19 protein-coding genes and 2 tRNA genes are annotated in these 21020 nt (G+C 59.3%); 13 read left to right on the forward strand and 8 right to left on the reverse strand.

Translation table 11 applies throughout. The features are described from left to right. The first annotated feature begins 205 nt into the window (after positions 1-205). On the forward strand, positions 206-862 hold the full coding sequence (locus N1078_RS18235) for a thiopurine S-methyltransferase (protein WP_274089512.1): 657 nt from the start codon (positions 206-208) through the stop codon (positions 860-862). Positions 863-916: 54 nt separating this feature from the next. Here the strand turns inward: N1078_RS18235 and htpX are convergent, their stop codons facing one another. From htpX to N1078_RS18250, 3 genes are all read right to left on the reverse strand, one after another. After that, positions 917-1789 (reverse strand): protease HtpX, encoded by an 873-nt coding sequence (htpX, locus tag N1078_RS18240; protein ID WP_274089513.1) that lies wholly within the window; start codon positions 1787-1789, stop codon positions 917-919. A gap of 148 nt (positions 1790-1937) precedes the next feature. Further along, positions 1938-2390, reverse strand: a complete 453-nt coding sequence (locus tag N1078_RS18245) for a hypothetical protein (RefSeq protein WP_274089514.1) — start codon at positions 2388-2390, stop codon at positions 1938-1940. A 4-nt stretch (positions 2391-2394) separates the two neighbouring features. Beyond that, the gene (locus N1078_RS18250; protein WP_274089515.1) at positions 2395-3606 is read right to left on the reverse strand and encodes a pyridoxal phosphate-dependent aminotransferase; all 1212 of its coding nucleotides are present in this window, start codon (positions 3604-3606) and stop codon (positions 2395-2397) included. A 241-nt stretch (positions 3607-3847) separates the two neighbouring features. On the opposite strand from N1078_RS18250, the gene msrB reads away from it, so the two are divergent. The 3 genes from msrB (at position 3848) to N1078_RS18265 (ending at position 5330) form a co-directional block, all read left to right on the forward strand. Next, the gene (msrB, locus tag N1078_RS18255) at positions 3848-4249 is read left to right on the forward strand and encodes a peptide-methionine (R)-S-oxide reductase MsrB (protein WP_274089516.1); all 402 of its coding nucleotides are present in this window, start codon (positions 3848-3850) and stop codon (positions 4247-4249) included. Between the two features lie 125 nt (positions 4250-4374). Beyond that, a complete protein-coding gene (locus N1078_RS18260; RefSeq protein WP_274089517.1) occupies positions 4375-4860 on the forward strand; it encodes a glutathione peroxidase in 486 nt (161 codons plus the stop codon). Continuing rightward, a complete protein-coding gene (locus N1078_RS18265) occupies positions 4857-5330 on the forward strand; it encodes a MarR family winged helix-turn-helix transcriptional regulator (RefSeq protein WP_274089518.1) in 474 nt (157 codons plus the stop codon). Before N1078_RS18260 ends, N1078_RS18265 begins: the two co-directional genes overlap by 4 nt. Here the strand turns inward: N1078_RS18265 and N1078_RS18270 are convergent. Beyond that, positions 5306-7618, reverse strand: coding sequence for a hybrid sensor histidine kinase/response regulator (locus tag N1078_RS18270; RefSeq protein ID WP_274089519.1), 2313 nt, complete (start codon positions 7616-7618; stop codon positions 5306-5308). The genes N1078_RS18265 and N1078_RS18270 overlap by 25 nt on opposite strands. Before the next feature lie 98 nt (positions 7619-7716). Between N1078_RS18270 and N1078_RS18275 the strand changes: the two genes are divergently transcribed. Both N1078_RS18275 and N1078_RS18280 read left to right on the forward strand, forming a co-directional pair. Then, positions 7717-8610, forward strand: coding sequence for an ATP-binding protein (locus tag N1078_RS18275; protein WP_274089520.1), 894 nt, complete (start codon positions 7717-7719; stop codon positions 8608-8610). Continuing rightward, on the forward strand, positions 8603-9085 hold the full coding sequence (locus tag N1078_RS18280; RefSeq protein WP_274089521.1) for a GAF domain-containing protein: 483 nt from the start codon (positions 8603-8605) through the stop codon (positions 9083-9085). Before N1078_RS18275 ends, N1078_RS18280 begins: the two co-directional genes overlap by 8 nt. A gap of 58 nt (positions 9086-9143) precedes the next feature. Here the strand turns inward: N1078_RS18280 and N1078_RS18285 are convergent, their stop codons facing one another. Both N1078_RS18285 and N1078_RS18290 read right to left on the reverse strand, forming a co-directional pair. Then, positions 9144-9806 (reverse strand): glutathione S-transferase family protein, encoded by a 663-nt coding sequence (locus tag N1078_RS18285; RefSeq protein ID WP_274089522.1) that lies wholly within the window; start codon positions 9804-9806, stop codon positions 9144-9146. A 52-nt stretch (positions 9807-9858) separates the two neighbouring features. Beyond that, positions 9859-10626 (reverse strand): hypothetical protein, encoded by a 768-nt coding sequence (locus N1078_RS18290; protein WP_274089523.1) that lies wholly within the window; start codon positions 10624-10626, stop codon positions 9859-9861. A gap of 222 nt (positions 10627-10848) precedes the next feature. Here N1078_RS18290 and N1078_RS18295 point away from each other — a divergent pair. Together N1078_RS18295 and N1078_RS18300 are read left to right on the forward strand one after the other, a co-directional pair. After that, positions 10849-10924: transfer RNA gene (locus N1078_RS18295), tRNA-Glu, on the forward strand. A 5-nt stretch (positions 10925-10929) separates the two neighbouring features. Continuing rightward, a tRNA-Gly gene (locus N1078_RS18300) sits at positions 10930-11005 on the forward strand. A gap of 110 nt (positions 11006-11115) precedes the next feature. Here the strand turns inward: N1078_RS18300 and N1078_RS18305 are convergent. Together N1078_RS18305 and N1078_RS18310 are read right to left on the reverse strand one after the other, a co-directional pair. After that, positions 11116-11526 (reverse strand): PA2817 family protein, encoded by a 411-nt coding sequence (locus N1078_RS18305; protein ID WP_274089524.1) that lies wholly within the window; start codon positions 11524-11526, stop codon positions 11116-11118. Positions 11527-11601: 75 nt separating this feature from the next. Continuing rightward, positions 11602-14049, reverse strand: a complete 2448-nt coding sequence (locus tag N1078_RS18310; RefSeq protein ID WP_274089525.1) for an acyl-CoA dehydrogenase — start codon at positions 14047-14049, stop codon at positions 11602-11604. Between the two features lie 152 nt (positions 14050-14201). On the opposite strand from N1078_RS18310, the gene N1078_RS18315 reads away from it, so the two are divergent. From N1078_RS18315 to N1078_RS18335, 5 genes are all read left to right on the forward strand, one after another. Beyond that, entirely contained in the window at positions 14202-14861 is a 660-nt protein-coding gene (locus N1078_RS18315; protein WP_274089526.1) for a transglutaminase-like domain-containing protein, read from the forward strand. Positions 14862-15083: 222 nt separating this feature from the next. Continuing rightward, entirely contained in the window at positions 15084-16016 is a 933-nt protein-coding gene (locus N1078_RS18320) for an ABC transporter ATP-binding protein (protein ID WP_274089527.1), read from the forward strand. An 11-nt stretch (positions 16017-16027) separates the two neighbouring features. Beyond that, positions 16028-16807 (forward strand): ABC transporter permease, encoded by a 780-nt coding sequence (locus N1078_RS18325; protein WP_274089537.1) that lies wholly within the window; start codon positions 16028-16030, stop codon positions 16805-16807. Between the two features lie 95 nt (positions 16808-16902). After that, positions 16903-17934, forward strand: a complete 1032-nt coding sequence (locus N1078_RS18330) for an efflux RND transporter periplasmic adaptor subunit (RefSeq protein ID WP_337993329.1) — start codon at positions 16903-16905, stop codon at positions 17932-17934. After that, on the forward strand, positions 17931-20999 hold the full coding sequence (locus N1078_RS18335) for an efflux RND transporter permease subunit (RefSeq protein ID WP_274089529.1): 3069 nt from the start codon (positions 17931-17933) through the stop codon (positions 20997-20999). Before N1078_RS18330 ends, N1078_RS18335 begins: the two co-directional genes overlap by 4 nt. Positions 21000-21020: the final 21 nt, after the last annotated feature.

A 21020-nucleotide genomic window follows, 5' to 3' on the forward strand; every position in this document is an offset into this window, starting at 1 on the left:
GCCTGAACCGCCGTGTACGGAACCGTACGCACGGTGGTGTGGGAGGACGGCGGCCGTGAGGCCGCCTCCTACCCGATCGCATCGATTTTTTTACCTTGCTGAGCATCGGCTTTGCCGTGAGCGGTTGGTTAGGTGGCTGTTTGTCGCTTGGTCTTTTCGGTCGCTTTGCGGCAGGATCCACAGTTGAATACTTATAGGGGGCGGTATGCACGCAGAGTTCTGGCAAGCGCGTTGGTCGCGCAGTGAAATCGGCTTCCACTTATCTGAGGTCAACCCCTATCTGCAGCGTTATTGGCCGGCGCTAGGTTTGCTTGAGGGCGCTCGGGTGCTGGTGCCGTTGTGTGGCAAGAGCCTGGATTTGGCCTGGCTGGCTGGGCAGGGTTATCAGGTTACGGGGGTTGAGTTGGCGCAGCGTGCGGTCGAGGATTTCTTCGCGGAGCATGAGCTGCAGCCGGTGATAAGTGAAGTGGGGGCTTTCAGGCATTACCAGGCTGGTAATGTGGAGATTTATTGTGGTGATTTCTTTGCCCTGACGGCGCAGCAGCTTGCTGGCTGCGTTGCCTTTTATGACCGCGCCGCATTAATCGCCCTGCCTGAACCGATGCGCGAGCGCTATGTGGCGCACTTGACGCAAATCCTGCCTGCTGGTCGTCAGGGCCTATTGGTCACGCTGGACTATGATCAGGCGCAAATGGAGGGGCCGCCCTTTGCGGTGGCAGATGACGAGGTGCAGCGCTTGTTTGCGGCCAATTGGCAGCTGCAGGGCTTAGCCAGTGCCGATGTGCTGGGCGAAAACTGGAGATTTCTCAAGCGCGGCTTGGAGCGCCTCGATGAGCGGGTGTATCAACTGCGCAGGCAGTAAATCGTTGATGGAAAAAAGGCGACCCGAGGGTCGCCTTTTTCATTGCTGTCGAGCTTAGCCGCGCTGGCGCAGGGCTTCGATACGCTCTTCCAGCGGCGGGTGGGTCATCAGCAGGCCAGCCAGGCCGTTCTTGAGGCCACCGTTGATACCGAAGGCCATCATGCTGTTTGGCATATTGACTGGCACTTCCTGCTCGGCGCGTAGGCGCTGCAGGGCGGCGATCATGGCGCCAGTGCCCGCCAGGCGTGCACCGGCGTCGTCAGCCTTGAATTCGCGCTTACGCGAGAACCACATGACGATGATGCTGGCCAGGATACCGAGTACCAGTTCAGCGAAGATGGTCGCCACGAAGTAGCCAATGCCCGGGCCGTCTTCGTTTTTCAGGATCACTTTATCGACAAAGTTGCCAAAGATCCGTGCAAAGAACATCACAAAGGTGTTTACCACGCCCTGGATCAACGCCAGGGTGACCATGTCACCGTTGGCTACGTGACCAATTTCGTGGGCCAGTACGGCGCGCACTTCGTCGGGCGAGAAGCGTTCCAGCAAGCCTTGGCTAACCGCTACCAGCGCATCGTTTTTGTTCCAGCCGGTGGCAAAAGCGTTGGATTCGAAGGCGGGGAAAATGCCGACTTCCGGCATCTTGATCCCGGCTTCGCGGGACAGCTCTTCCACGGTCTGCAGCAACCATTGTTCATGACGGGTGCGCGGCTGGGTGATGATTTCGGTCTTGGTGCTCATCTTCGCCATCCATTTGGACAGGAAGAGTGAGACCAGCGAGCCGGCAAAACCAAATACGCCGCAGAAAATCAGCAAGCTGCCGTAATTCTGCCCGGTAAAGCGGTCAACCCCGAGTAATTTCAAGGTGATACTGGCAATGATCAACACCGCAATGTTGGTGGCCAGGAACAGCATAATGCGCATCATGGTGTATTGAGACTCCTCATGGGAAATACCTATTAGGCCGCTGGAAAGCCTTGCTCTGGCTGCTTTGCCTGGCTTTCCAACGGCCTGCTAATTAGTTATGTCGGCTATATAAGGGCGCGCCCCCTGCCACTTCAACCCGGCGACTATTTCAAACTATGTCGCTTGCGCCATTAAGCGTGCTTTCGAACAGCAAGCGGGTGAGGCGGGCGACGCGTTCGCCGTGGCGTTGCTCCAGTGCTTCACGCAGTTGAAATGCCAGGGTGGCATGTACGCGGCGCACGCTGGGTGGCAGGGCGTCGCCTGCTGGCAGCGCATGGGGTACGCCGCGGGTTAGGCGTAAAAAGCCCTTTTCGCTGAGTACGGCCTGGTCTAGGGCATCGTAGCCAATGGTTGAGTCGAAGCGGATATAGCCTTCTTCAGCCAACCACAGCAGCGCGCCCAGGCAGCTTTGGTGGCGCGGTGTGGGCAAGCCGAATTCGTCGGGTTCTTCCCGGCCGATCAGATCTTCGACATACAGCGCGGCTTTGCTCGGAAACGCCTGATACAGCGTCAGCATGCCGGCGGCCGCATCCTTGTAAAAGTCGTCGATCTGCAGGTCCATGGGCTTACTGCTGGTAGGTTTTAAGGAAGTTGCCGATCCGGCCAATGGCCATTTCCAGCTCATCCACGCGCGGCAGGGTGACCACGCGGAAGTGATCCGGCCACGGCCAGTTGAACGCGGTACCCTGGACGATCAGTAGTTTTTCCGAGAGCAGCAGGTCGAGAACGAATTTTTCGTCGTTATGGATCGGGCAGATTTTCGGGTCAATCTTCGGGAAGGCGTACAGCGCGCCCATCGGTTTGACGCAGCTTACGCCTGGGATGTCGTTGAGCAGCTCCCAGGTGCGGTTGCGCTGCTCCAGCAGGCGGCCTTGTGGCAGGACCAGGTCATTGATGCTCTGGTAGCCGCCCAATGCAGTCTGGATCGCATGTTGGCTCGGCACGTTGGCGCACAGGCGCATATTGGCGAGGATGTCGATGCCTTCGATGTAGCTCTGTGCACGGTGCTTGGGCCCGGAGATCGCCACCCAGCCAGAACGGAAGCCGGCTACGCGGTAGGACTTCGACAGGCCATTGAAGGTCAGGCAGAGCACGTCTGGGGCCAGTGAGGCGGTGGAGATGTGCTGGGCTTCATCGTAGAGGATCTTGTCGTAGATCTCGTCAGAGAACAGCACCAGGTTGTGCTGGCGCGCCAGTTCGACGATATCCATCAGCACTTCTTTGGAGTACACCGCGCCGGTGGGGTTGTTCGGGTTGATCAGCACCAGGGCCTTGGTGTTCGGGGTGATCTTGGCCTTCATGTCGGCGATATCGGGGAACCAGCCCGCTTGTTCGTCGCACAGGTAATGCACCGGCTTGCCGCCAGCCAGGGCCACGGCGGCGGTCCACAGCGGGTAATCCGGAGCCGGGATCAGTACTTCATCGCCGTTGTTCAGCAGCGCCTGCATGGCCATCACGATCAGCTCGGAAACGCCGTTGCCGAGGTAGATGTCCTCGATGCCAACGCCTTCTACCTGCTTTTGCTGGTAGTACTGCATCACCGCCTTGCGCGCACTGAACAGGCCTTTGGAGTCGCTGTAGCCTTGTGCGGTCGGCAGGTTGCGGATCACGTCCTGCAAGATTTCCTCAGGCGCTTCGAAACCGAACGGCGCCGGGTTGCCGATGTTCAGCTTGAGGATGCGATGGCCTTCCTCCTCCAGGCGTTTGGCGTGCTTGAGCACTGGCCCGCGGATGTCATAGCAGACGTTGGCGAGCTTGTTCGATTTGCTGAACTGCATGTAAGGAATCCCGAATTGTGAAACGCCGCTGAATTACCCTGCAAAAGACTCGAACTGGCGAGCCTTGGCAGCTTGTAACGCCGGTGACAGACTGGGGTCGAATGATACGTGCCAGCCCGACCTTGGCAAAGGTACTGGTTGGGCTTTTTTATGGCCTGTGCGCCATGACGGCCTGCATTCTGGCCGTTTTGAAACGACGTTAAAAATCGCTCCCGGCGATTTTCTATTGAGGAGAGCTGCTGTGGACAAGCTAGAAAAACCACTAGAAGACTGGCGTGAAACGCTTTCTGAAGAGCAGTTTCACGTTTGCCGCCTAGGCGGCACTGAGCGCGCTTTTAGCGGCCAGTACCATGACAGCAAGGTGCCCGGTATTTACCACTGCGCCTGCTGCCAGGCCGAGCTGTTTGATTCGGATGCCAAATACGATTCCGGCAGCGGTTGGCCCAGTTACTTTCAGCCGGTCAGCAGTGAAGCGATCGCCAGTCTGGATGATTTCAGTCACGGCATGCACCGCATTGAGGTCAAGTGTGCCAAGTGTGACGCGCACCTTGGGCATGTCTTCCCGGATGGGCCGGCACCTACGGGGCTGCGTTATTGCATCAATTCGGCATCGCTCAAGCTGGTCGCTAAAGCCGGCGCCTGATCATCGTGCAGATAAACGATGCACCTATGGCCCGCTATCAGCGGGCCTTATTTTTAGCAATTAAATTGCATGCAATCTAATTGCTCGCTACCTTGCGTGCACACCCACTCATCAGGACGACCCGCATGAGCAACGCACTCTTCGATATTCCCGTTACCACCATCAAGGGCGAGCAAAAGACCCTGGCCGATTTCGGCGGTAAGGCCGTGCTGGTGGTTAATACCGCGAGCAAGTGCGGTTTCACCCCGCAGTACAAGGGCCTGGAAAACGTTTGGCAGCAGTACAAGGACCAGGGGTTGGTGGTGCTGGGCTTCCCTTGCAACCAGTTCGGTAAGCAGGAACCGGGCGATGAAGGTGCAATCAGCGAGTTCTGCGAGCTGAACTTCGGTGTGAGCTTCCCGCTGTTCAAAAAGGTCGACGTCAATGGCGATGATGCCCATCCCTTGTTCGTTAACCTGAAGAAGAGTGCCCCAGGTCTGCTCGGCAGCCAGGGCATCAAGTGGAACTTCACCAAGTTTCTACTGAGTGCCGACGGCCAAGTGATCAAGCGCTTTGCCCCCACCACCAAGCCTGAAGACCTGACTGCCGAGATCGAGGCGCTGCTGAAATGACCCCGATTAGCCTGCACGCAGAGGAAGGATTACAGCTGGATAATCAGCTGTGCTTCAAACTCTACGCGGCGTCGCGGGCGGTGATTCGCGCCTACAAACCGATGCTTGACCAGCTCGGCCTGACCTATCCGCAGTACCTGGCCATGCTGGTGTTGTGGGAATGGCAGCAGCAGCCACCGGCGTTGCCAACGGTTAAGGCGCTGGGTGAGCGCCTACTGCTTGACTCCGGCACGCTCACGCCGCTGCTCAAGCGCCTGGAGCTGCAAGGCTTGGTGCAACGCAAGCGTTCGGCCAGTGATGAGCGTGAGGTGCACCTGGCGTTGACGCCGGCTGGTTGCGGCTTGCGCGAGCAGGTGCTGCCGCTGAAAAGCCAGCTGCTGTGCGAGCGTGGTGTTGACCTTGATGCGCTCGCCGCGCTGCGTAGCCAGGTGGGTGTGTTGCTCGATCAGTTTATGGTGCTTAACCATTGATCGAGCAGGGCGGCGAGCTCATCCTTGCGGAAGGGTTTGGCCAGGTAGTCGTCCATGCCCGCCGCACGGCAGCGCTCACGCTCATCGGACAGGGCGTTGGCCGTCAGGGCGATGATGGGCAGGTCCGTGAATCCGGCTTTCTGGCGAATCCTGCGGGTGGTTTCATAGCCATCCATAACCGGCATGTTGCAGTCCATCAGGATCAAATCGACCGTCTGGGTTTCCAGTAGGCTCAGGGCTTCTGCGCCATGATGGGCCAGCAGTACGTCGTAACCCAGTTTGCCCAGCATGCCCTTGGCTACCAGCTGATTGACCGGATTATCTTCGACCAGCAATACGCGGGCCTGGCGGTTGCGTGGCAGCTCGCTGGGTTGTTCGAAGGTGGCTGCTTCACCTTGGCTGAGGGTGCGGCGCAAGGCCTGCAGCAGTGCCTGGCGTGACAAGGGGCGGGCGAGCTGTTCGATGGGCGCGAGTGCGGCCACCTGTTCGTTGCTGAGAAAGTTGCCATAGGCGCTGACCAGTAGAATCGGCAGGCCGGAGCGTGCGCGCAGCTCACTCAAGCGCTGCGGGCAATCGCTGATAAGCAAGTCAGCCTCAAGCCTGTCCAGGGCTGCGTCGGCGTCCAGATGTTGATACTGCAGCCCCCAGCTGGGCAATACGCTTGCCAGTTGTTCGCTAAGTCCGGAGTTGGCTGGGCTGAGCCCGAGAATGCGCCCATGCAGTTTTGGCGGGGTGACGCTGCTGCTTTGGGCGGGCAGCGGCAGTTCGACGCAGAAAGTACTGCCAAAGCCTTCCCGAGTTTCCAGGCTGAGGTGACCGTGCATCGCTTCGCAGAGGCGACGTGTCAGGGCCAGGCCGAGGCCGGTACCACCAAATTGTCGAGTGATGCCTACTTCGGCTTGGGCAAACGGATGGAAAATCCGTGTTTGAGCGTCTTCGGCGATGCCAATACCGGTGTCGCGCACAACGATCCTTACGCCGTCAGCCTGCGCCTTGACGCTGATGTCGACGCGGCCAACGCGGGTAAATTTCAGGGCGTTGGACAGCAAGTTGCTGACGATCTGCCTAACCCGGGTGGGGTCGCCCAGGACCTGGGTGGGCAACCGTGGGTCGATCAGGCAGGTCAGCTCAACACCTGGCGCGGCATTCTGCGAAAGCAGGTTGGCGGTTTCTTCGACCATGCTGCCGAGATCAAAGGGGATGTGTTCGAGTTCCAGCTGGCCGGCCTCAAATTTCGACAGGTCGAGAATGTCGTTGAGCAGCTCGACCAGCACCTTGCCGGAGTTGTGGGCGATCGTAAGCTGTTGACGCTGTTCGTTGTTCAGTGGGCCATCCAGAGACAGCGCCAGCATGCCCAGTAAGCCGTTGAGCGGGGTGCGGATCTCGTGGCTCATATTGGCCAGGAAGGCCGAGCGGGCCTGGGCCATGTCCAGAGCCGTGCGCTTGGCGGCCTCCAGCTCGCGGTTGGAGTCGAGCAGGCGACTGTTGGCAGCTTCCAGTTGCTCGGTGCGCGCCGAGACCATGTCTTCCAGTTCGGCCAGGTAGCGGGTCAGGCGGTCTTCGGCGTGTTGACGTTGTTCTATTTCGCTGGCGATGCTAGCCAGTTGCCGATTGGTTACGTCGACCAGTACGCCAATTTCATCGCGCTCGTGGCCGGGTGGGTAGGGCAGTTTGCTGTGATGGGGGCTGCGCAAGTCACGCTCGCTGAGTGCGCGGATAAAACCGGTCAGCGGCTTGGTCAGCATGAAATAGAACAGTACCAGGAGGATCAGTGACAGCAGCAGGCTGCGGGCGAATCCGGTAAGCAGGGTCAGCAGAGAGCGGCGCAGGAAGTGGCTGCCAAATGCATAGGTGTCCACTTCAAGGCTCAGTAGCCCCAGCGCCTCGGTGGGCGAGTGGCTGACAAATAGCGCCGTCTCGAAGTGTCGGCGTGGGCCGAAGATAAAATCGCTGATTGCCCGGTAGCGGCTTTCCATCGCGGGCCGGCTGACGCGGGCGAGGGTTAGCTGGTTGTTATCGATGATTTGCGCGCTGATTACTGCGGGTGAGCGCAACAGGCCCAGCACCAATTCTTGGGCCAGCTCGGCGTCGATGTTGTAGGCGATACGTGCCGCAGGGTTATGGCTGATTTCCATCAGCGCATTAATCTCACGGTTGATGGAAGCATCTTCGCTGGCATAATCGATGCCCACTTGGAAAAAGCTGAGCGTCGTGCCGAGGATAAAGGCTACCAACACGGTCAAGCCGGCCTGTTTGAATGACAGGCGTTGGGTTAGCGCTATATCCATATGAGCCGGTTGTCTCGTGTTGAGTTGCTTGCCAAGCATAGCCCATCTGCTTTGCCAGTCGGCAGTGGTTAAGCCGCTCGAAAACCCAGGAGTGTGTTGTGGATTCGCGTTTAAGTGATTTTTTAGTGCGTGCCGATGCGGTGTTGGCGCGGCTGGAGCCTATATTGCCGGCGCAGCGGCCGGTGATCGATTGGCAGCAGAGTTTGGCCGCACGTTGGCAGCACGACGGGCGCAGCGGCTTTCTAGCGCCGCTCAAGGTCAATCTGGATGTGCGCCTGGATGATTTGATCGGGGTGGATCGCCAGCGTGCTCAATTAGCGCGCAACACCCAGCAGTTTATTCAGGGGCTACCGGCCAATCATGCGTTGCTCTGGGGCGCCCGAGGCACCGGCAAGTCATCGCTGGTTCGCGCGCTGTTGGCTGAGCATGCGGCGGCGGGGCTGCGCTTGATTGAGATCGAGCGTGATCATCTGGCTGACCTGCCGCGTATCGTCGAGCAGTTGAACGGGTTGCCGCAGCGTTTTGTGCTGTTCTGTGATGACCTGTCATTCGAGGCGGGTGAGGGCGATTACCGCATGCTGAAAACCGTGCTCGACGGCTCCCTGGAGCGTGCGCCGGATAATGTGTTGCTGTACGCCACCTCCAACCGTCGGCATCTGGTGCCGGAAAACCAGAGTGATAACGAAAACTGGCAGCGGGTGGATGGCGAGTTGCACCCCAATGAGGCCGTGGAGGACAAGATCGCATTATCCGATCGCTTCGGGCTGTGGCTGTCCTTCTATCCCTTTACTCAGGAGCACTTCCTTGACGTCGTGCGCCACTGGGTTGAGGTGCACGCTGCCCATGCTGGCCTGAGCTGGCAGTGGGATGAAGCGCTAGAGAAGGCAGCGATTCGCTGGGCACTGGGCCGCGGTAACCGCAACGGCCGCTGCGCTTATCAATTTGCCCGTGACTGGGTAGGACTGCAATTACTGAGTAAGACTGATGATTGAGCTACAACCAAGCGAGCAGGGGCTCGATGACTACCCATTTCTTGCGGCGCAGCTACAGGCTCTGCTGGCCGGTGAGCGTGACTTTATTGCCAATGCGGCGCAATTCTCTGCGTTTTTGTTCCAGCAAATCGGCGACCTGAATTGGGCCGGTTTCTACCTGGTGCGGGGCGAGGAACTGGTGCTCGGGCCTTTCCAGGGTAACGTGGCTTGCGTACGGATCCCCTTTGGTCGCGGCGTCTGCGGCTTCGCAGCAGCTAGCGGGAACACGCAGCGGGTCGACGATGTGCATGCCTTTGCCGGGCATATCGCCTGCGACAGCGCCTCCAATAGCGAGCTGGTGGTGCCGCTATTCAAGGGCGAGCGGTTGTTTGCTGTGCTGGATCTCGACAGCCCATCGCTGGCGCGCTTTAGTGCAGCGGATCAGGCGGGTATCGAGCGCTTGGCAGAGGTATTTGTCGAACTCACCGATTGTTGAGTCGGCGCAGGTAAAAAAGCCCGGCTTGCCCGGGCTTTTTGCTGTCTGAGGCTGGCGTTTAGGCTTTTACGGTCATCTTGGCGAGCATCTTCTGTTCGCTCGGCAAGACGCCCTGCACCGAGGCGCGCGCCTTGATTCGCGCGTAATGCGCGCTCAGGTTGGGCCAGCGTTCGGCGTCGAGCTGCTCACCACCATGTTGCATGTTAATGAGCTGGCAGGTGAGGGCCAGGTCGGCCAGGGTTAGGCTGTCGCCGGCTAGGTATTCGGCTGCCCCGAGGGTTTTCTCTAGGTAGTCGAAATGAGGCGGGAGCTGCTCATGCATTGCTTTGTGGACGGCGGCCTCGTCGCTGCTCTTGCCCATGCTTGGCTTCAAGACCCGATTGCGAAATACGGTGAAGGTGCATAGCGGTGCCAGCTCGTAGTCGGCATATTTTTCCAGCCAGCGTACCTGGGCGCGTTGTGCGGCATTTTCCCCGAGCAGGCTTGGGCGTTCTGGGTGCTTCTCGTCGAGGTATTGGCAAATTACGCTGGAGTCAGCGAGGGTCTGTTCGCCGTCTTTGAGTGCCGGAATACGCGCCAGTGGGTTCAGGTCTTTAAACCAGTCGGGTTGAGCGAACGGCAGGACGACTTCCAGTTGATAGTCCAAGGCCTTTTCAGCGAGCAGCAGGCGGACTTTGCGGACGTAGGGCGACAGGGGGGCACCGTAAACAGTCAGGCTCATGTGTGGCTCTCGTTAGCAGGACGTTAGCGCACAGGCTGCGCGCCGGAGTGGGTTAATCGTAGATGTTGTTCTTCTTCCATTCGTTCTCGCCCAGCGATTCGAGGCCGGCGTCCAGTTCGCTGGGCTGCTCGGCAGCAGGTGTGCTGGTTTCCAGCACCATGGCATTGGCGCGGTCGAGCTGTTCTTGGAATTTCTTCAGGGTGGCCTGGTAAGGCGCCGGGTCAGGTTGTTTACGCAGGTACTGTACGCCGCGCTCAAATGCCAGGCGTGCCTGGCCGGGCTGGTTCTTTTGCAAGGCTTGCTGGCCAAGGTTGCCAAAGAACTCGATATGCACCTGGGTCAGCATGTGCCGAACTTCTTTCAGCCAGTGCTTGGCATCGTTGCTCGGGATAATGCCGTCTTTGGCGCAGCGGGTGAGCTGGCCATGCAGGTTCTCCAGCTGGAAACGCACATCCTTGGCCTTGGCTTCATTAATGATGGGTTGCGGCGGGTTGTTGACGGGAATCGACTCGCCCTGGGCGATCAGCTTACGCAGCTCTTCAGTGCGCGCTTTGAGGGTGCTATTGCCTTTCTCCAGCTGCAGCATGCGTTCACTGAAGTGCAGTTGCAGGCGGCTCAGCAGTAACTTCAGTGCGGGCGTCATCAGTTGGCCTGGGAGGGTTTCAGCGAGGTCGGTGCTGCGGCGCAAGCGATCATTGAGGTCGGCCTTGATGCGCGCCTTCTCCAGTTTGTTGTTCTCGACCATATGATTGATGTAGGCAATGATGATCAGCAGACCGATGCCAGAAACAATCAATATGGTAATCACGAGTGGGGACATGGGTGCAGTCTCTCGATTACCGGTATTGGCCGAGTGTAGTGCCTTAGCGATGAGGCTCATAGAGCAGCGGTGTTTTTGCAGCTGAAGTCTTTGATTTATAAAATTTTTTACATTGAGGTTGACGGGCCTGCAAAGGCTCAATAGAATGCGCGCCACTTCATAGCGCAATGCCAAACAGCAAAGCGTTTAGAAGCCGGATAGAAGTTGTAGTTTCCGGGCTGCGTCCCCTTCGTCTAGTGGCCTAGGACACCGCCCTTTCACGGCGGTAACAGGGGTTCGAGTCCCCTAGGGGACGCCATTTNTGCGGGAATAGCTCAGTTGGTAGAGCACGACCTTGCCAAGGTCGGGGTCGCGAGTTCGAGTCTCGTTTCCCGCTCCAAATAAACGAAAAAGCCGCTCACTGAGCGGCTTTTTTGTGTCTGTTATTTTTGCTGCGTATAAAAAAGCCCGCCGGTGATGCCGTGCGGGCTTTTTGTTGCTGGTAGCGGCTTAGTGCGTGCCGCCCTGGGCAGGCATCGTTAGCAACTGCTTTTCCTGATTCCAGTCGAAGGGCTCATCGTTTTCTGCGGCGTAGAAGCGGCGCTCTTCAAGCGTCTGGTACATCTCGATTTCTTCGTCCGGCATAAAATGCAGGCAGTCACCGCCAAAGAACCACAGCAGGTCGCGGGGCACCAAGTGGGCGATTTGCGGGTAGCGCTGGAAGATCTGGCTGATCAGGTCCTGGCCGAGGTAGAGGCTGGCTTCTGGATCTTCAGGTAGATCGCTGAGCAATTCATCGTAGCGCTCTAGGTACATGGCGTGGCTGTCATCGAGAATTTGCTCGGCTTCGCCCAGGGCCACCAGGATGGTGCGCAGGTGCTGGAGCAGGGCAAGGTGGTGGTCGATGTGAACGTTGGCCATGGGGCAATCCTGTAGGTAAAACGGGCGGCGCAGTATAAGGCCGGCGCCGCCCGCTGTCCTGATTGAGGTGTATCCCTAGCGCACCTTGCCAGGGCTGAGGGTCAACTCGTCCTTGGCAAAGTCATCGACATCGATCACCATACGGCGCGCCGCTTCTGCTTGTTGCAGGCTGTGTGCCTCCTCAGGGCTGAGAACGCCAGCAGCCAGCGCGGCATCAATCAGGCTTTGCCCGGGTGGCTCTTGCACCTGGCCTGCCTTGACGGCTTTGTGCAGCTTCTTCTGCAGGGGTTGTGTGTCCTGCAGCAGGTTCATCGCATATTGCAGAGCCCCCACCGGGTCCTGCTCGGCGTGTGGGCGGTAGCAGCCTTCGAGCAATTCCTCGAGTGCCGGGTCACCGCTGTTGCGACCGGTAATGGCGGCGACTTGCGCATCCAGTTCATCACTCGGACCTTTGTGGCGACGTCCCAGCGGCAATACCAACAGGCGCAGCGTGCAACCCAGCAGCTTGTTGGGGAAATTACTGAGCAGTTCTTCCAGTGCCTGTTCGGCCTTGTTCAGGCTTTCTTCCATGGCCCAGCGCAGCATCGGTTGCGAATGCTCTGGGTAGCCGAGGTCGTGGTAGCGCTTGAGCGCTGCTGAAGCCAGATAGAGGTGACTGAGTACATCACCCAAGCGCGCAGACAGGCGCTCGCGGCGTTTCAGTTCACCGCCGAGGATCATCATGCTGGTGTCCGCGAGCAGGGCAAACGAGGCTGCCAGGCGATTGAGGGCACGGAAGTAGGGGCGGCTGACGCTATCCCCTGGCACCTGGCTAAAGACGCCAAAACCCAGGCTGAGCAGTAGGCTGCTGGCGGCGTTGCTCACAGCAAAGCCGATATGTTGCAGTAGCAGCCCATCAAACTCGTGCAAGGCCTGATCTTGATCCTCATGGTTGGCCAGGGCCATTTCCTTGAGTACATAGGGATGGCAGCGAATCGCGCCTTGGCCAAAGATCATCAAGTTGCGCGAGAGAATATTCGCGCCCTCTACGGTGATGAAGATCGGCGCACCTTGCCAGGAGCGCGCCAGGTAGTTGTTCGGACCCATGATGATGCCTTTACCGCCGTGCACATCCATGGCGTGACTGATGCATTCGCGGCCGCGTTCGGTCAGGTGGTATTTGAGGATGGCCGAGAGCACAGAGGGCTTCTCGCCCAGGTCTACCGCGTTGGCGGTGAGGATGCGTGCGCTGTCCATCAACCAGGCGTTACCACCGATACGCGCCAATGCTTCCTGAATGCCTTCGAAGGCGGCCAGTGGCACGTTGAACTGCTCGCGGATCTGGCTGTACTGGCCGGTGGTCAGGCTGGTGAACTTGGCCGCCCCGGTGCCGACTGCGGGCAGGGAGATCGAGCGGCCAACGGACAGGCAGTTCATCAGCATCATCCAGCCCTTGCCGAGCATCTCCTTGCCACCAATCAGGTAATCCAGCGGGATAAACACATCCTTGCCGGCGTTCGGGCCATTCATAAAGGCAGCGCCGAGCGGCAGGTGGCGACGGCCGATTTCTACGCCCGGTGTGTCGGTGGGCACCAGGGCCAGGGTGATGCCCAGGTCTTCCTCTTTACCCAGCAGGTGCTCGGGGTCGTAGGCTTTGAATGCCAGGCCGAGCAGGGTCGCGACTGGGCCGAGGGTGATGTAGCGCTTTTCCCAATTCAGGCGCAGGCCGATGACTTCCTCACCTTGCCATTGGCCTTTGCAAATGATCCCGGTGTCCAGCATCGCACCGGCGTCGGAGCCTGCCAGTGGGCCGGTCAGGGCAAAGCAGGGGATGTCTTCGCCGCTGGCTAGGCGCGGCAGGTAGTGGTCACGCTGGGCGTCGGTGCCGTAGTGCAGCAGCAGTTCGGCTGGGCCGAGCGAATTGGGCACCATCACGGTGGAGGCCAGGTCGCCGGAACGGGTGGCCAATTTCATCGCCACTTGCGAGTGGGCGTAGGCGGAGAAGCCTTTGCCGCCATATTGCTTAGGGATGATCAGGGCAAAAAAGCCGTGTTGCTTGATATGCGCCCAGGCCTCGGCAGGTAGGTCCATTTGCTGGCCGATCTGCCAGTCACTGACCATGGCGCAGAGTTCTTCGGTCGGGCCGTCGATAAAGGCCTGTTCTTCTTCAGTGAGTTGCGCTTTGGGGTAGGCGAGCAGGGTGTCCCAATCTGGGCGGCCGCTAAACAGCTCGCCATCCCACCACACCGTACCGGCTTCGATGGCGTCGCGTTCGGTGGCCGACATCGGCGGCAGGGTTTGCTTGAACCACGTGAACAGTGGCGCGCTGAGTAGGCTGCGGCGTTGCTGCGGTAGCAGCAGGGGTACGGCGGCGGCGAGCAGTAACAGCCACAACACAACCATCAGCCAGGTTGGTGCGTGGCTGAAGAGCCCCATCACCAGCAGAAAACCTGACGTTATGCCCAGTGCAGGCAATGGCGCACAGCGGCGGTGAGCGAGAAAAGCCGTGCCAATAAGCAGGGCGAGCAACCAGAGAGCGAGCATGCAGAATCCTCCGTGATGATGATGTAGTTCAAGCACCATCATGAGCATAGTCGCCATAGATGGCGACAAGAGCGGTGAGCTTGGCCGAATCGTCGTGACATTGGCCGGTCTCGCGTCGCTAGACTGGTTCCTCAGTCATGGAGAAACCCCCGATGCGTGAATACCTCGACCCCGGCCGCTTCATCGATAGTGACCACCCAGCGCTGGTGGAGTTCGCAGAAAAGTTCCGTGGGGCCAGTCGCGACCCGCGCGAGCAGGCCGTCAGCCTGTACTACGCCGTGCGCGATGAGGTGCGTTACAACCCCTATGTGTTCAGTCGTGACCCTGAAACTCTAAAAGCCAGCAGCGCACTGCTGGCGCGGGAAAGTTACTGCGTGCCCAAGGCCGCCTTGCTTGCCGCCTGCGCGCGGCATTGTGGTATCCCTGCACGGATTGGCCTGGCCGATGTGCGCAACCATCTGGCGACTGAGCGCCTGCTGGAAATGCTGCGCAGTGACGTATTCGCCATGCATGGTTATACGGAGCTGTACTTGGATGGTCGCTGGGTCAAGGCCACGCCGGCGTTCAATCAGGCACTGTGTCAGCTGTTTAATGTGGCGACGCTGGAGTTTGATGGCCGCACTGATAGCGTGTTCCACTCGTTTAACCAGCAGGGTGAGCGTTACATGGAGTACCTGTGTGACCACGGGCAATTTGCCGATGTGCCGGAGCAGCTGTTCTTCGAGCATTTGGCTGTTTGCTACCCGCATTTATTTAGCGAGCAGGGGTTGTCGATCGACGGAGATTTTGCCGCTGAAGTGGCCTCGTCTTGAGTGAACGCAGACGAAGGTATCGATAGCCCTGATAGGCACCATCGCAAATGCTCGGGTTTATTCCGCCGCCGGCACTGGTAGGCTGTTGCCAGCCTCGGGCGTATCAGTATTCCCGTAAAGGGCTGCGATAGAGAGCGTCCAGGCGCTAGACTTGGGCAGCTTTGCGCTGCGTAGCGCAGCCTCCTCTTATATTTCTTCTATTTATCAGGTGCGCGCATTTTTATGAGTACCGCTCTGTCTATTCGCCAGTTGACCAAGACTTACGGCAACGGCTTTCAAGCATTACACGGCATCGATCTGGATGTGGCGGAGGGCGATTTTTTCGCCTTGCTCGGCCCCAACGGTGCCGGCAAATCCACCACCATTGGCATTCTCTCGACCCTCGTAACCAAAAGCAGTGGCACAGTGAATGTGTTTGGTCACGACCTTGATAAACAGCCCTCGGCGCTCAAGCGCTGCCTGGGTGTGGTGCCGCAGGAATTCAACTTCAACCAGTTTGAAAAGGCCTTCGACATCGTCGTGACCCAGGCCGGCTATTACGGCATCCCCGCGAAAATCGCCAAGGAGCGTGCCGAGCAATACCTCAATCAGCTCGGTCTGTGGGGTAAGCACAACGTGCCGTCGCGCGAGTTGTCTGGCGGCATGAAGCGGCGTCTGATGATTGCTCGCGCGCTGGTGCATCAGCCGCGCTTGCTGATCCTCGATGAGCCAACCGCTGGGGTCGACATCGAACTGCGCCGCTCGATGTGGAGCTTTCTCACCGAGCTGAACCAGCAGGGCATCACCATCATTCTGACCACGCATTACCTGGAAGAGGCCGAGCAGTTGTGCCGCAATATCGGCATCATCGACCACGGCCGGATTGTCGAGAACACCAGCATGAAGGACCTGCTCAAGACCCTGCATGTAGAAACCTTCCTGCTTGATCTGAAGGAGTCCTTGCTGGTGCCGCCGCAACTGGTTGGCTACGCGGCGCAGCTGCTGGACCACCACACCCTTGAGGTGCAGGTGGACAAAAGCCAGGGCATTACCGAGTTGTTCCGCCAGCTGGCCCTGCAGAACATTGAGGTGCTCAGCCTGCGCAACAAAACCAATCGCCTGGAGGAGCTGTTCGTGTCTCTGGTAGAGAAGAACCTGGCAGGAGGCGCGGCATGAGCACGACTTATCTGAACTCAGAGCTGGCCGCCAATATGGTGGCCCTGCGCACCATCGTTTACCGCGAGATTCGCCGTTTCACCCGCATCTGGCCGCAAACCCTGCTGCCGCCAGCGATCACCATGGTTTTGTACTTCGTGATCTTCGGCAACCTGATTGGTCGGCAGATCGGCGACATGGGCGGCTTCACCTACATGGAGTACATCGTGCCGGGGCTGATCATGATGTCGGTGATCACCAACTCCTACGGCAACGTGGTGTCGAGCTTCTTTGGCAGCAAGTTCCAGCGCTCCATCGAGGAGCTGATGGTCTCGCCGGTGTCGCCGCACATCATCCTCACCGGCTATGTGATCGGCGGTGTGCTGCGCGGTCTGGCGGTGGGCTTTATCGTCACCATGCTGTCGATGTTCTTCACCAAGCTGCAGGTGCATCACTTGGGCGTGACGGTGTTGGTGGTGCTGTTGACCGCGACCATCTTCTCCCTCGGTGGCTTTATCAACGCCGTGTTTGCGCGCAACTTTGATGACATTTCGATCATTCCGACCTTTGTGCTGACGCCGCTGACCTACCTGGGCGGGGTGTTCTACTCGATCAGCCTGCTGCCGCCGTTCTGGCAGACGGTATCGCTGGCCAACCCGGTGTTGCACATGGTTAACGCCTTCCGTTACGGCATTCTTGGGGTCTCGGATATCCGTATCGGTGTGGCGATCAGCTTTATGCTGGTGGCCACCGCGGTGCTTTACGGCGTGTGTATCCGTCTGCTGGTGAGTGGCCAGGGTATGCGTCAGTAGCAAGACGCAGGCGCAAATATGGGGAAACAGTTTTAACGGCTGATCTGCCCGGCTCGGCCGTTAGACTCAGCCTCTACAATAATTAGGGGTTGTATATGTTTGCTCGCGCGCCTGCTCTCTCAGTTATCGCCGCTGTAGTGTTTTCATGGGGCAGCCCGCAGGTGTCAGCCAACCCAGGACCACTGGTCGAGGTGGTCACGGTCGAGAGCAGCTTGGTGCGCGACGAGTTGGTGACCTTTGGTTCACTGCGCCCTGACGAGTCGGTGATGATCCGCCCGGAAATTGCCGGCCGCATCGCCCAGCTGCATTTTCGTGAAGGTCAGCGCATCGAGGCAGGCGCCTTGTTGGTCAGCCTGGATGATTCGATTGCCCGCGCTGAACTTGCCCAGGCACGGGCCAACCTGAACTTGGCGGAAAAGAATTTTCAGCGGGCGCAAATGCTCTTTAAGCGCGGTGCGAGCAATGCACAGGCGCTGGATGAGGCCAACGCTGAACAGCAAGCCGCGCGGGCCAGCCTGGCGCTGTCTCAGGCGCGTCTGGACAAGACCCGTATCCTCGCGCCCTACGACGGTGTACTGGGTTTGCGAGCAGTCAGCCCTGGCGATTACCTCAGCGAAGGTCAGGACATCGTCAATCTGGAAGTACTCGACCCACTCAAGGTGGACTTTCGTATTCCACAGAAAGCCGTCAGCCAGATTCGTCTCAAGCAAACCATCGAGATCAGCCTGGATGCCTATCCGGGCGAGCGCTTTAGCGGCGAGATTTTCGCCATCAATCCGCGCCTCGACGAAGCCGGACGCAGCCAGGCGATTCGTGCGCACATCAGCAACAGCGAAGGCCGTCTGAGCCCGGGGCAGTTTGTGCGGGTGTCGGTCATCCTGGCTGAACGACCGGATGCCCTGGTGATTCCCGAAGAGGCAGTGATGCCGGTCGGGGAGCGTTTGCTGGTCAACCTGGTGGTGGAGGGCAAGGTCGAGCTGCGTGAGGTCACGCTGGGCAAGCGTCTAAACGGTAAGGTCGAAGTGGTTAGCGGCTTGCAAGGGGGTGAAACCCTGATCAGCGCCGGCTGGCAGAAGGTGCGTGCCGGTTCGCCGGTGCGCATCAAGGCGGTGGAGCGTGCGCTATGACCCTGTCGGATATCTGTATCCGGCGGCCGGTGTTTGCCACCGTGCTGTCGCTGATTGTGGTGCTGCTCGGGTTAATGGCCTACGACCGCTTGGCGGTACGTGAGTATCCGAATATCGATGTGCCGATTGTCACGGTCAACGTCAGCTATCCGGGGGCCAGCCCGGAAATCATGGAGTCCCAGGTCGCCCAGCCGATCGAGGACGTGTTGTCGGGGATCGACGGGCTGGACTTTGTCAGCTCCATCAGCCGTTCGGAAAATACCCAGATCACTGCGCAGTTTCGCCTGGGCAGTAACTCCGATGAAGCCGCCAACGATGTGCGCGACCGCTTGGGTCGGGTGCGCGGTTTGCTGCCGGATGAAATTGCCGAACCCATCGTGCAGAAGGTCGAGGCAGATGCCCAGCCGGTGATCTGGATCGCCTTCTACAGCGAACGCTACAGCGCCATGGAGATTACCGACGTGCTGGAGCGGGTGATCAAGGATCGCTTGCAGACTATTCCCGGCGTCTCCGAAGTGCAGATTCGTGGCGCGCGCACCTTCGCCATGCGTATCTGGCTTGACCCGGAAAAGCTCGCGGCGCACAACCTCACCGTGCAGGACGTGGAAGACGCCCTGCGCCGGCAGAACGTTGAGATTCCGGCTGGGCGCATCGAGTCGCAGCAGCGCGAATTCACCGTGCTCTCGGAAACCGACATGAATACCCCGGAGCAGTTTAATCAGCTGATCCTCGACGATTCGCGCGGTTATCTGCTGCGCCTGGCGGATGTCGGCTATGCCGAAATTGGCGCGCAGGATGAGCGCAGCATCGTCCGTTACAAAGGTCAGCCGGCGGTGTCGATGGGCATGATCAAACAGGCCACCGCCAATCCGTTGGACATCTCCGATGGGCTGGAGGCCGCCATGCCGGATGTGCGCGCGTTACTGCCCGAAGGCATGGAAATGGCGGTGGCCAACGACAACTCGCTGTTTATCCGCGAGTCGATCGATAACGTGTTTATCACCATCTGGGAAGCGGTGGGGTTGGTCATCCTGATCATCTTTATCTTCCTGCGCTCGCTGCGCGCCACCATCATTCCGCTGGTGACCATTCCAGTGTCGCTAATCGGCGCGTTCGCCCTGATGTCACTGATGGGCTTCACCATCAACACCCTGACGCTGTTGGCCATGGTGCTGGCCATCGGCCTGGTGGTGGACGATGCCATCGTCATGCTGGAGAACATCCACCGGCATATCGAGGAGGGCATGCAGCCTTTGCAGGCCGCGCTCAAGGGCAGCCGTGAGATCGCCTTTGCGGTGATCGCCATGACCCTGACCCTGGCAGCGGTATTCGCGCCCATCGGCTTTATGCAGGGCACCACCGGCAAGCTGTTTACCGAGTTCGCCTGGACCCTGGCCGGCGCGGTGCTGGTCTCGGGCTTCGTTGCCCTGACCCTGACGCCAATGATGTGCGCGCTCCTGCTCAAGCCACACCAGGCCGGCGAGCGGCATAACCGTTTGTACAACCTGATCGAGAACTTCCTCAACAACCTGACCTACAGCTACAAACACCTGCTGGCCAAGGCGCTGAGTGCCTGGGTGCTGGTGGTCGGCGTGTTGCTGCTGACCGTGGTGGCCTGCGTATTGCTGTTCTCCGGGCTTAAGTCCGAGCTGGCGCCAACCGAGGACACGGGCACGATAATCGGTGTGTTCAATGGCCCGGACGGCGCCACCATCAATTACACAGGGCGTTATGCCAAGGAGATTGAGGATGCCTACGCCAGCATCGCGGAAACCAACCGCTATCTTGTCGTGGCAGGCTTTCCCACCGTGGCCCAGGGCATTTCCTTTATGAAGCTGGAGGACTGGGCTGATCGCTCGCGTAGCCAGTTCGAAATCCGTAACGAGCTGTTGCCCAAACTGCAGGACATCGCCGGGGTGCGTGCCTTCCCGGTCAATCGCCCGCCGCTGGGGCAGAGTGCGCGTAACCAGCCTGTGAACTTCGTGATTCGCTCCTCCATGGAGTACAGCGAGTTGCAGGGTTATGTTGATGAACTGCTCAACACGCTGCGTGATTATCCGGGGCTGGAAAGCCTGGACAGCGATCTGAAGCTCAACGCGCCGCAGCTCAAGGTGGCGGTTAATCGCGAGCAGGCGGTGGCCGTGGGCACTGATGTGGCCACCATTGGCCGCAGCCTGGAGAGCCTGTTCGGCAGCCGTCAGGTGACGCGCTTCAAGCAGAATGGCGAGCAGTACGACGTGCTGGTGCAGTTGCAGGATGTTGATCGCAGCAACCCGCAGGATCTCGACCGCGTCTATGTGCGCGGGCGTGACGACAGCATGGTGCAGTTGTCCAACCTGATCGAGGTGCGCGAAACCGTGGCGCCGCGCGAGCTCAACCACTTCAACCAACTGCGTGCGGTGACGGTGAGTGCCAACGTCGGCAGCGGCTACACCCTCGGCGAAGCCCTGGCGCACCTGGAAAACACTGCACGCACGGTGTTCCCAGCCGAGACCCAGTACGACTACACCGGCACCTCGCGCGACTTTAAGGAATCCAGCGCCGGAATTGCGCTGATCTTCGCCCTGGCCCTGGCGTTTATCTTCCTGGTGCTGGCGGCGCAGTTTGAGAGCTTCAGCGACCCGTTGATCATTCTGTTCAGCGTACCGTTGTCGATGGCCGGGGCTTTGCTGGCGCTGACCCTGTTCGGCGGCACCTTGAATATCTACTCGCAAATTGGTCTGGTCACGTTGATTGGCCTGATCACCAAGCACGGCATCCTCATTGTCGAGTTCGCCAACGTGTTGCTCCGTCAGGGCCATGAAGTGCGCAGTGCGGTGATCGAGGCGTCGGTGGCGCGTCTGCGACCGATCCTGATGACCACCGGGGCGATGGTGCTCGGTTCGCTGCCATTGGCGATTGCCACGGGCGCGGGTGCGGAAAGTCGCCAGCAAATCGGCATGGTGATTGTCGGCGGCCTGCTGGTTGGCACCTTCTTTACCCTGTTTGTAATCCCGACCCTGTACATGCTGCTGCGTCGTTGGCAGCCGATTAAACCGCAAGATGAGGGCATGACAGCAGCCTAGGCTGGGGTGACCGGCGCGTTG

It is taken from the genome of Pseudomonas sp. MIL19, assembly GCF_028680365.1.
In the GTDB taxonomy this organism is placed as follows: domain Bacteria; phylum Pseudomonadota; class Gammaproteobacteria; order Pseudomonadales; family Pseudomonadaceae; genus Aquipseudomonas; species Aquipseudomonas spirodelae.

Excerpts from the sequence above, each read along its gene's own strand:
- N1078_RS18235 (WP_274089512.1), top strand. The coding sequence starts at position 206 with ATGCACGCAGAGTTCTGGCAAGCGCGTTGGTCGCGCAGTGAAATCGGC.
- htpX (WP_274089513.1), bottom strand. The coding sequence starts at position 1,789 with ATGATGCGCATTATGCTGTTCCTGGCCACCAACATTGCGGTGTTGATC.
- N1078_RS18245 (WP_274089514.1), bottom strand. The coding sequence starts at position 2,390 with ATGGACCTGCAGATCGACGACTTTTACAAGGATGCGGCCGCCGGCATG.
- N1078_RS18250 (WP_274089515.1), bottom strand. The coding sequence starts at position 3,606 with ATGCAGTTCAGCAAATCGAACAAGCTCGCCAACGTCTGCTATGACATC.
- N1078_RS18260 (WP_274089517.1), top strand. The coding sequence starts at position 4,375 with ATGAGCAACGCACTCTTCGATATTCCCGTTACCACCATCAAGGGCGAG.
- N1078_RS18265 (WP_274089518.1), top strand. The coding sequence starts at position 4,857 with ATGACCCCGATTAGCCTGCACGCAGAGGAAGGATTACAGCTGGATAAT.
- N1078_RS18270 (WP_274089519.1), bottom strand. The coding sequence starts at position 7,618 with ATGGATATAGCGCTAACCCAACGCCTGTCATTCAAACAGGCCGGCTTG.
- N1078_RS18280 (WP_274089521.1), top strand. The coding sequence starts at position 8,603 with ATGATTGAGCTACAACCAAGCGAGCAGGGGCTCGATGACTACCCATTT.
- N1078_RS18285 (WP_274089522.1), bottom strand. The coding sequence starts at position 9,806 with ATGAGCCTGACTGTTTACGGTGCCCCCCTGTCGCCCTACGTCCGCAAA.
- N1078_RS18290 (WP_274089523.1), bottom strand. The coding sequence starts at position 10,626 with ATGTCCCCACTCGTGATTACCATATTGATTGTTTCTGGCATCGGTCTG.
- N1078_RS18305 (WP_274089524.1), bottom strand. The coding sequence starts at position 11,526 with ATGGCCAACGTTCACATCGACCACCACCTTGCCCTGCTCCAGCACCTG.
- N1078_RS18310 (WP_274089525.1), bottom strand. The coding sequence starts at position 14,049 with ATGCTCGCTCTCTGGTTGCTCGCCCTGCTTATTGGCACGGCTTTTCTC.
- N1078_RS18315 (WP_274089526.1), top strand. The coding sequence starts at position 14,202 with ATGCGTGAATACCTCGACCCCGGCCGCTTCATCGATAGTGACCACCCA.
- N1078_RS18320 (WP_274089527.1), top strand. The coding sequence starts at position 15,084 with ATGAGTACCGCTCTGTCTATTCGCCAGTTGACCAAGACTTACGGCAAC.
- N1078_RS18330 (WP_337993329.1), top strand. The coding sequence starts at position 16,903 with ATGTTTGCTCGCGCGCCTGCTCTCTCAGTTATCGCCGCTGTAGTGTTT.
- N1078_RS18335 (WP_274089529.1), top strand. The coding sequence starts at position 17,931 with ATGACCCTGTCGGATATCTGTATCCGGCGGCCGGTGTTTGCCACCGTG.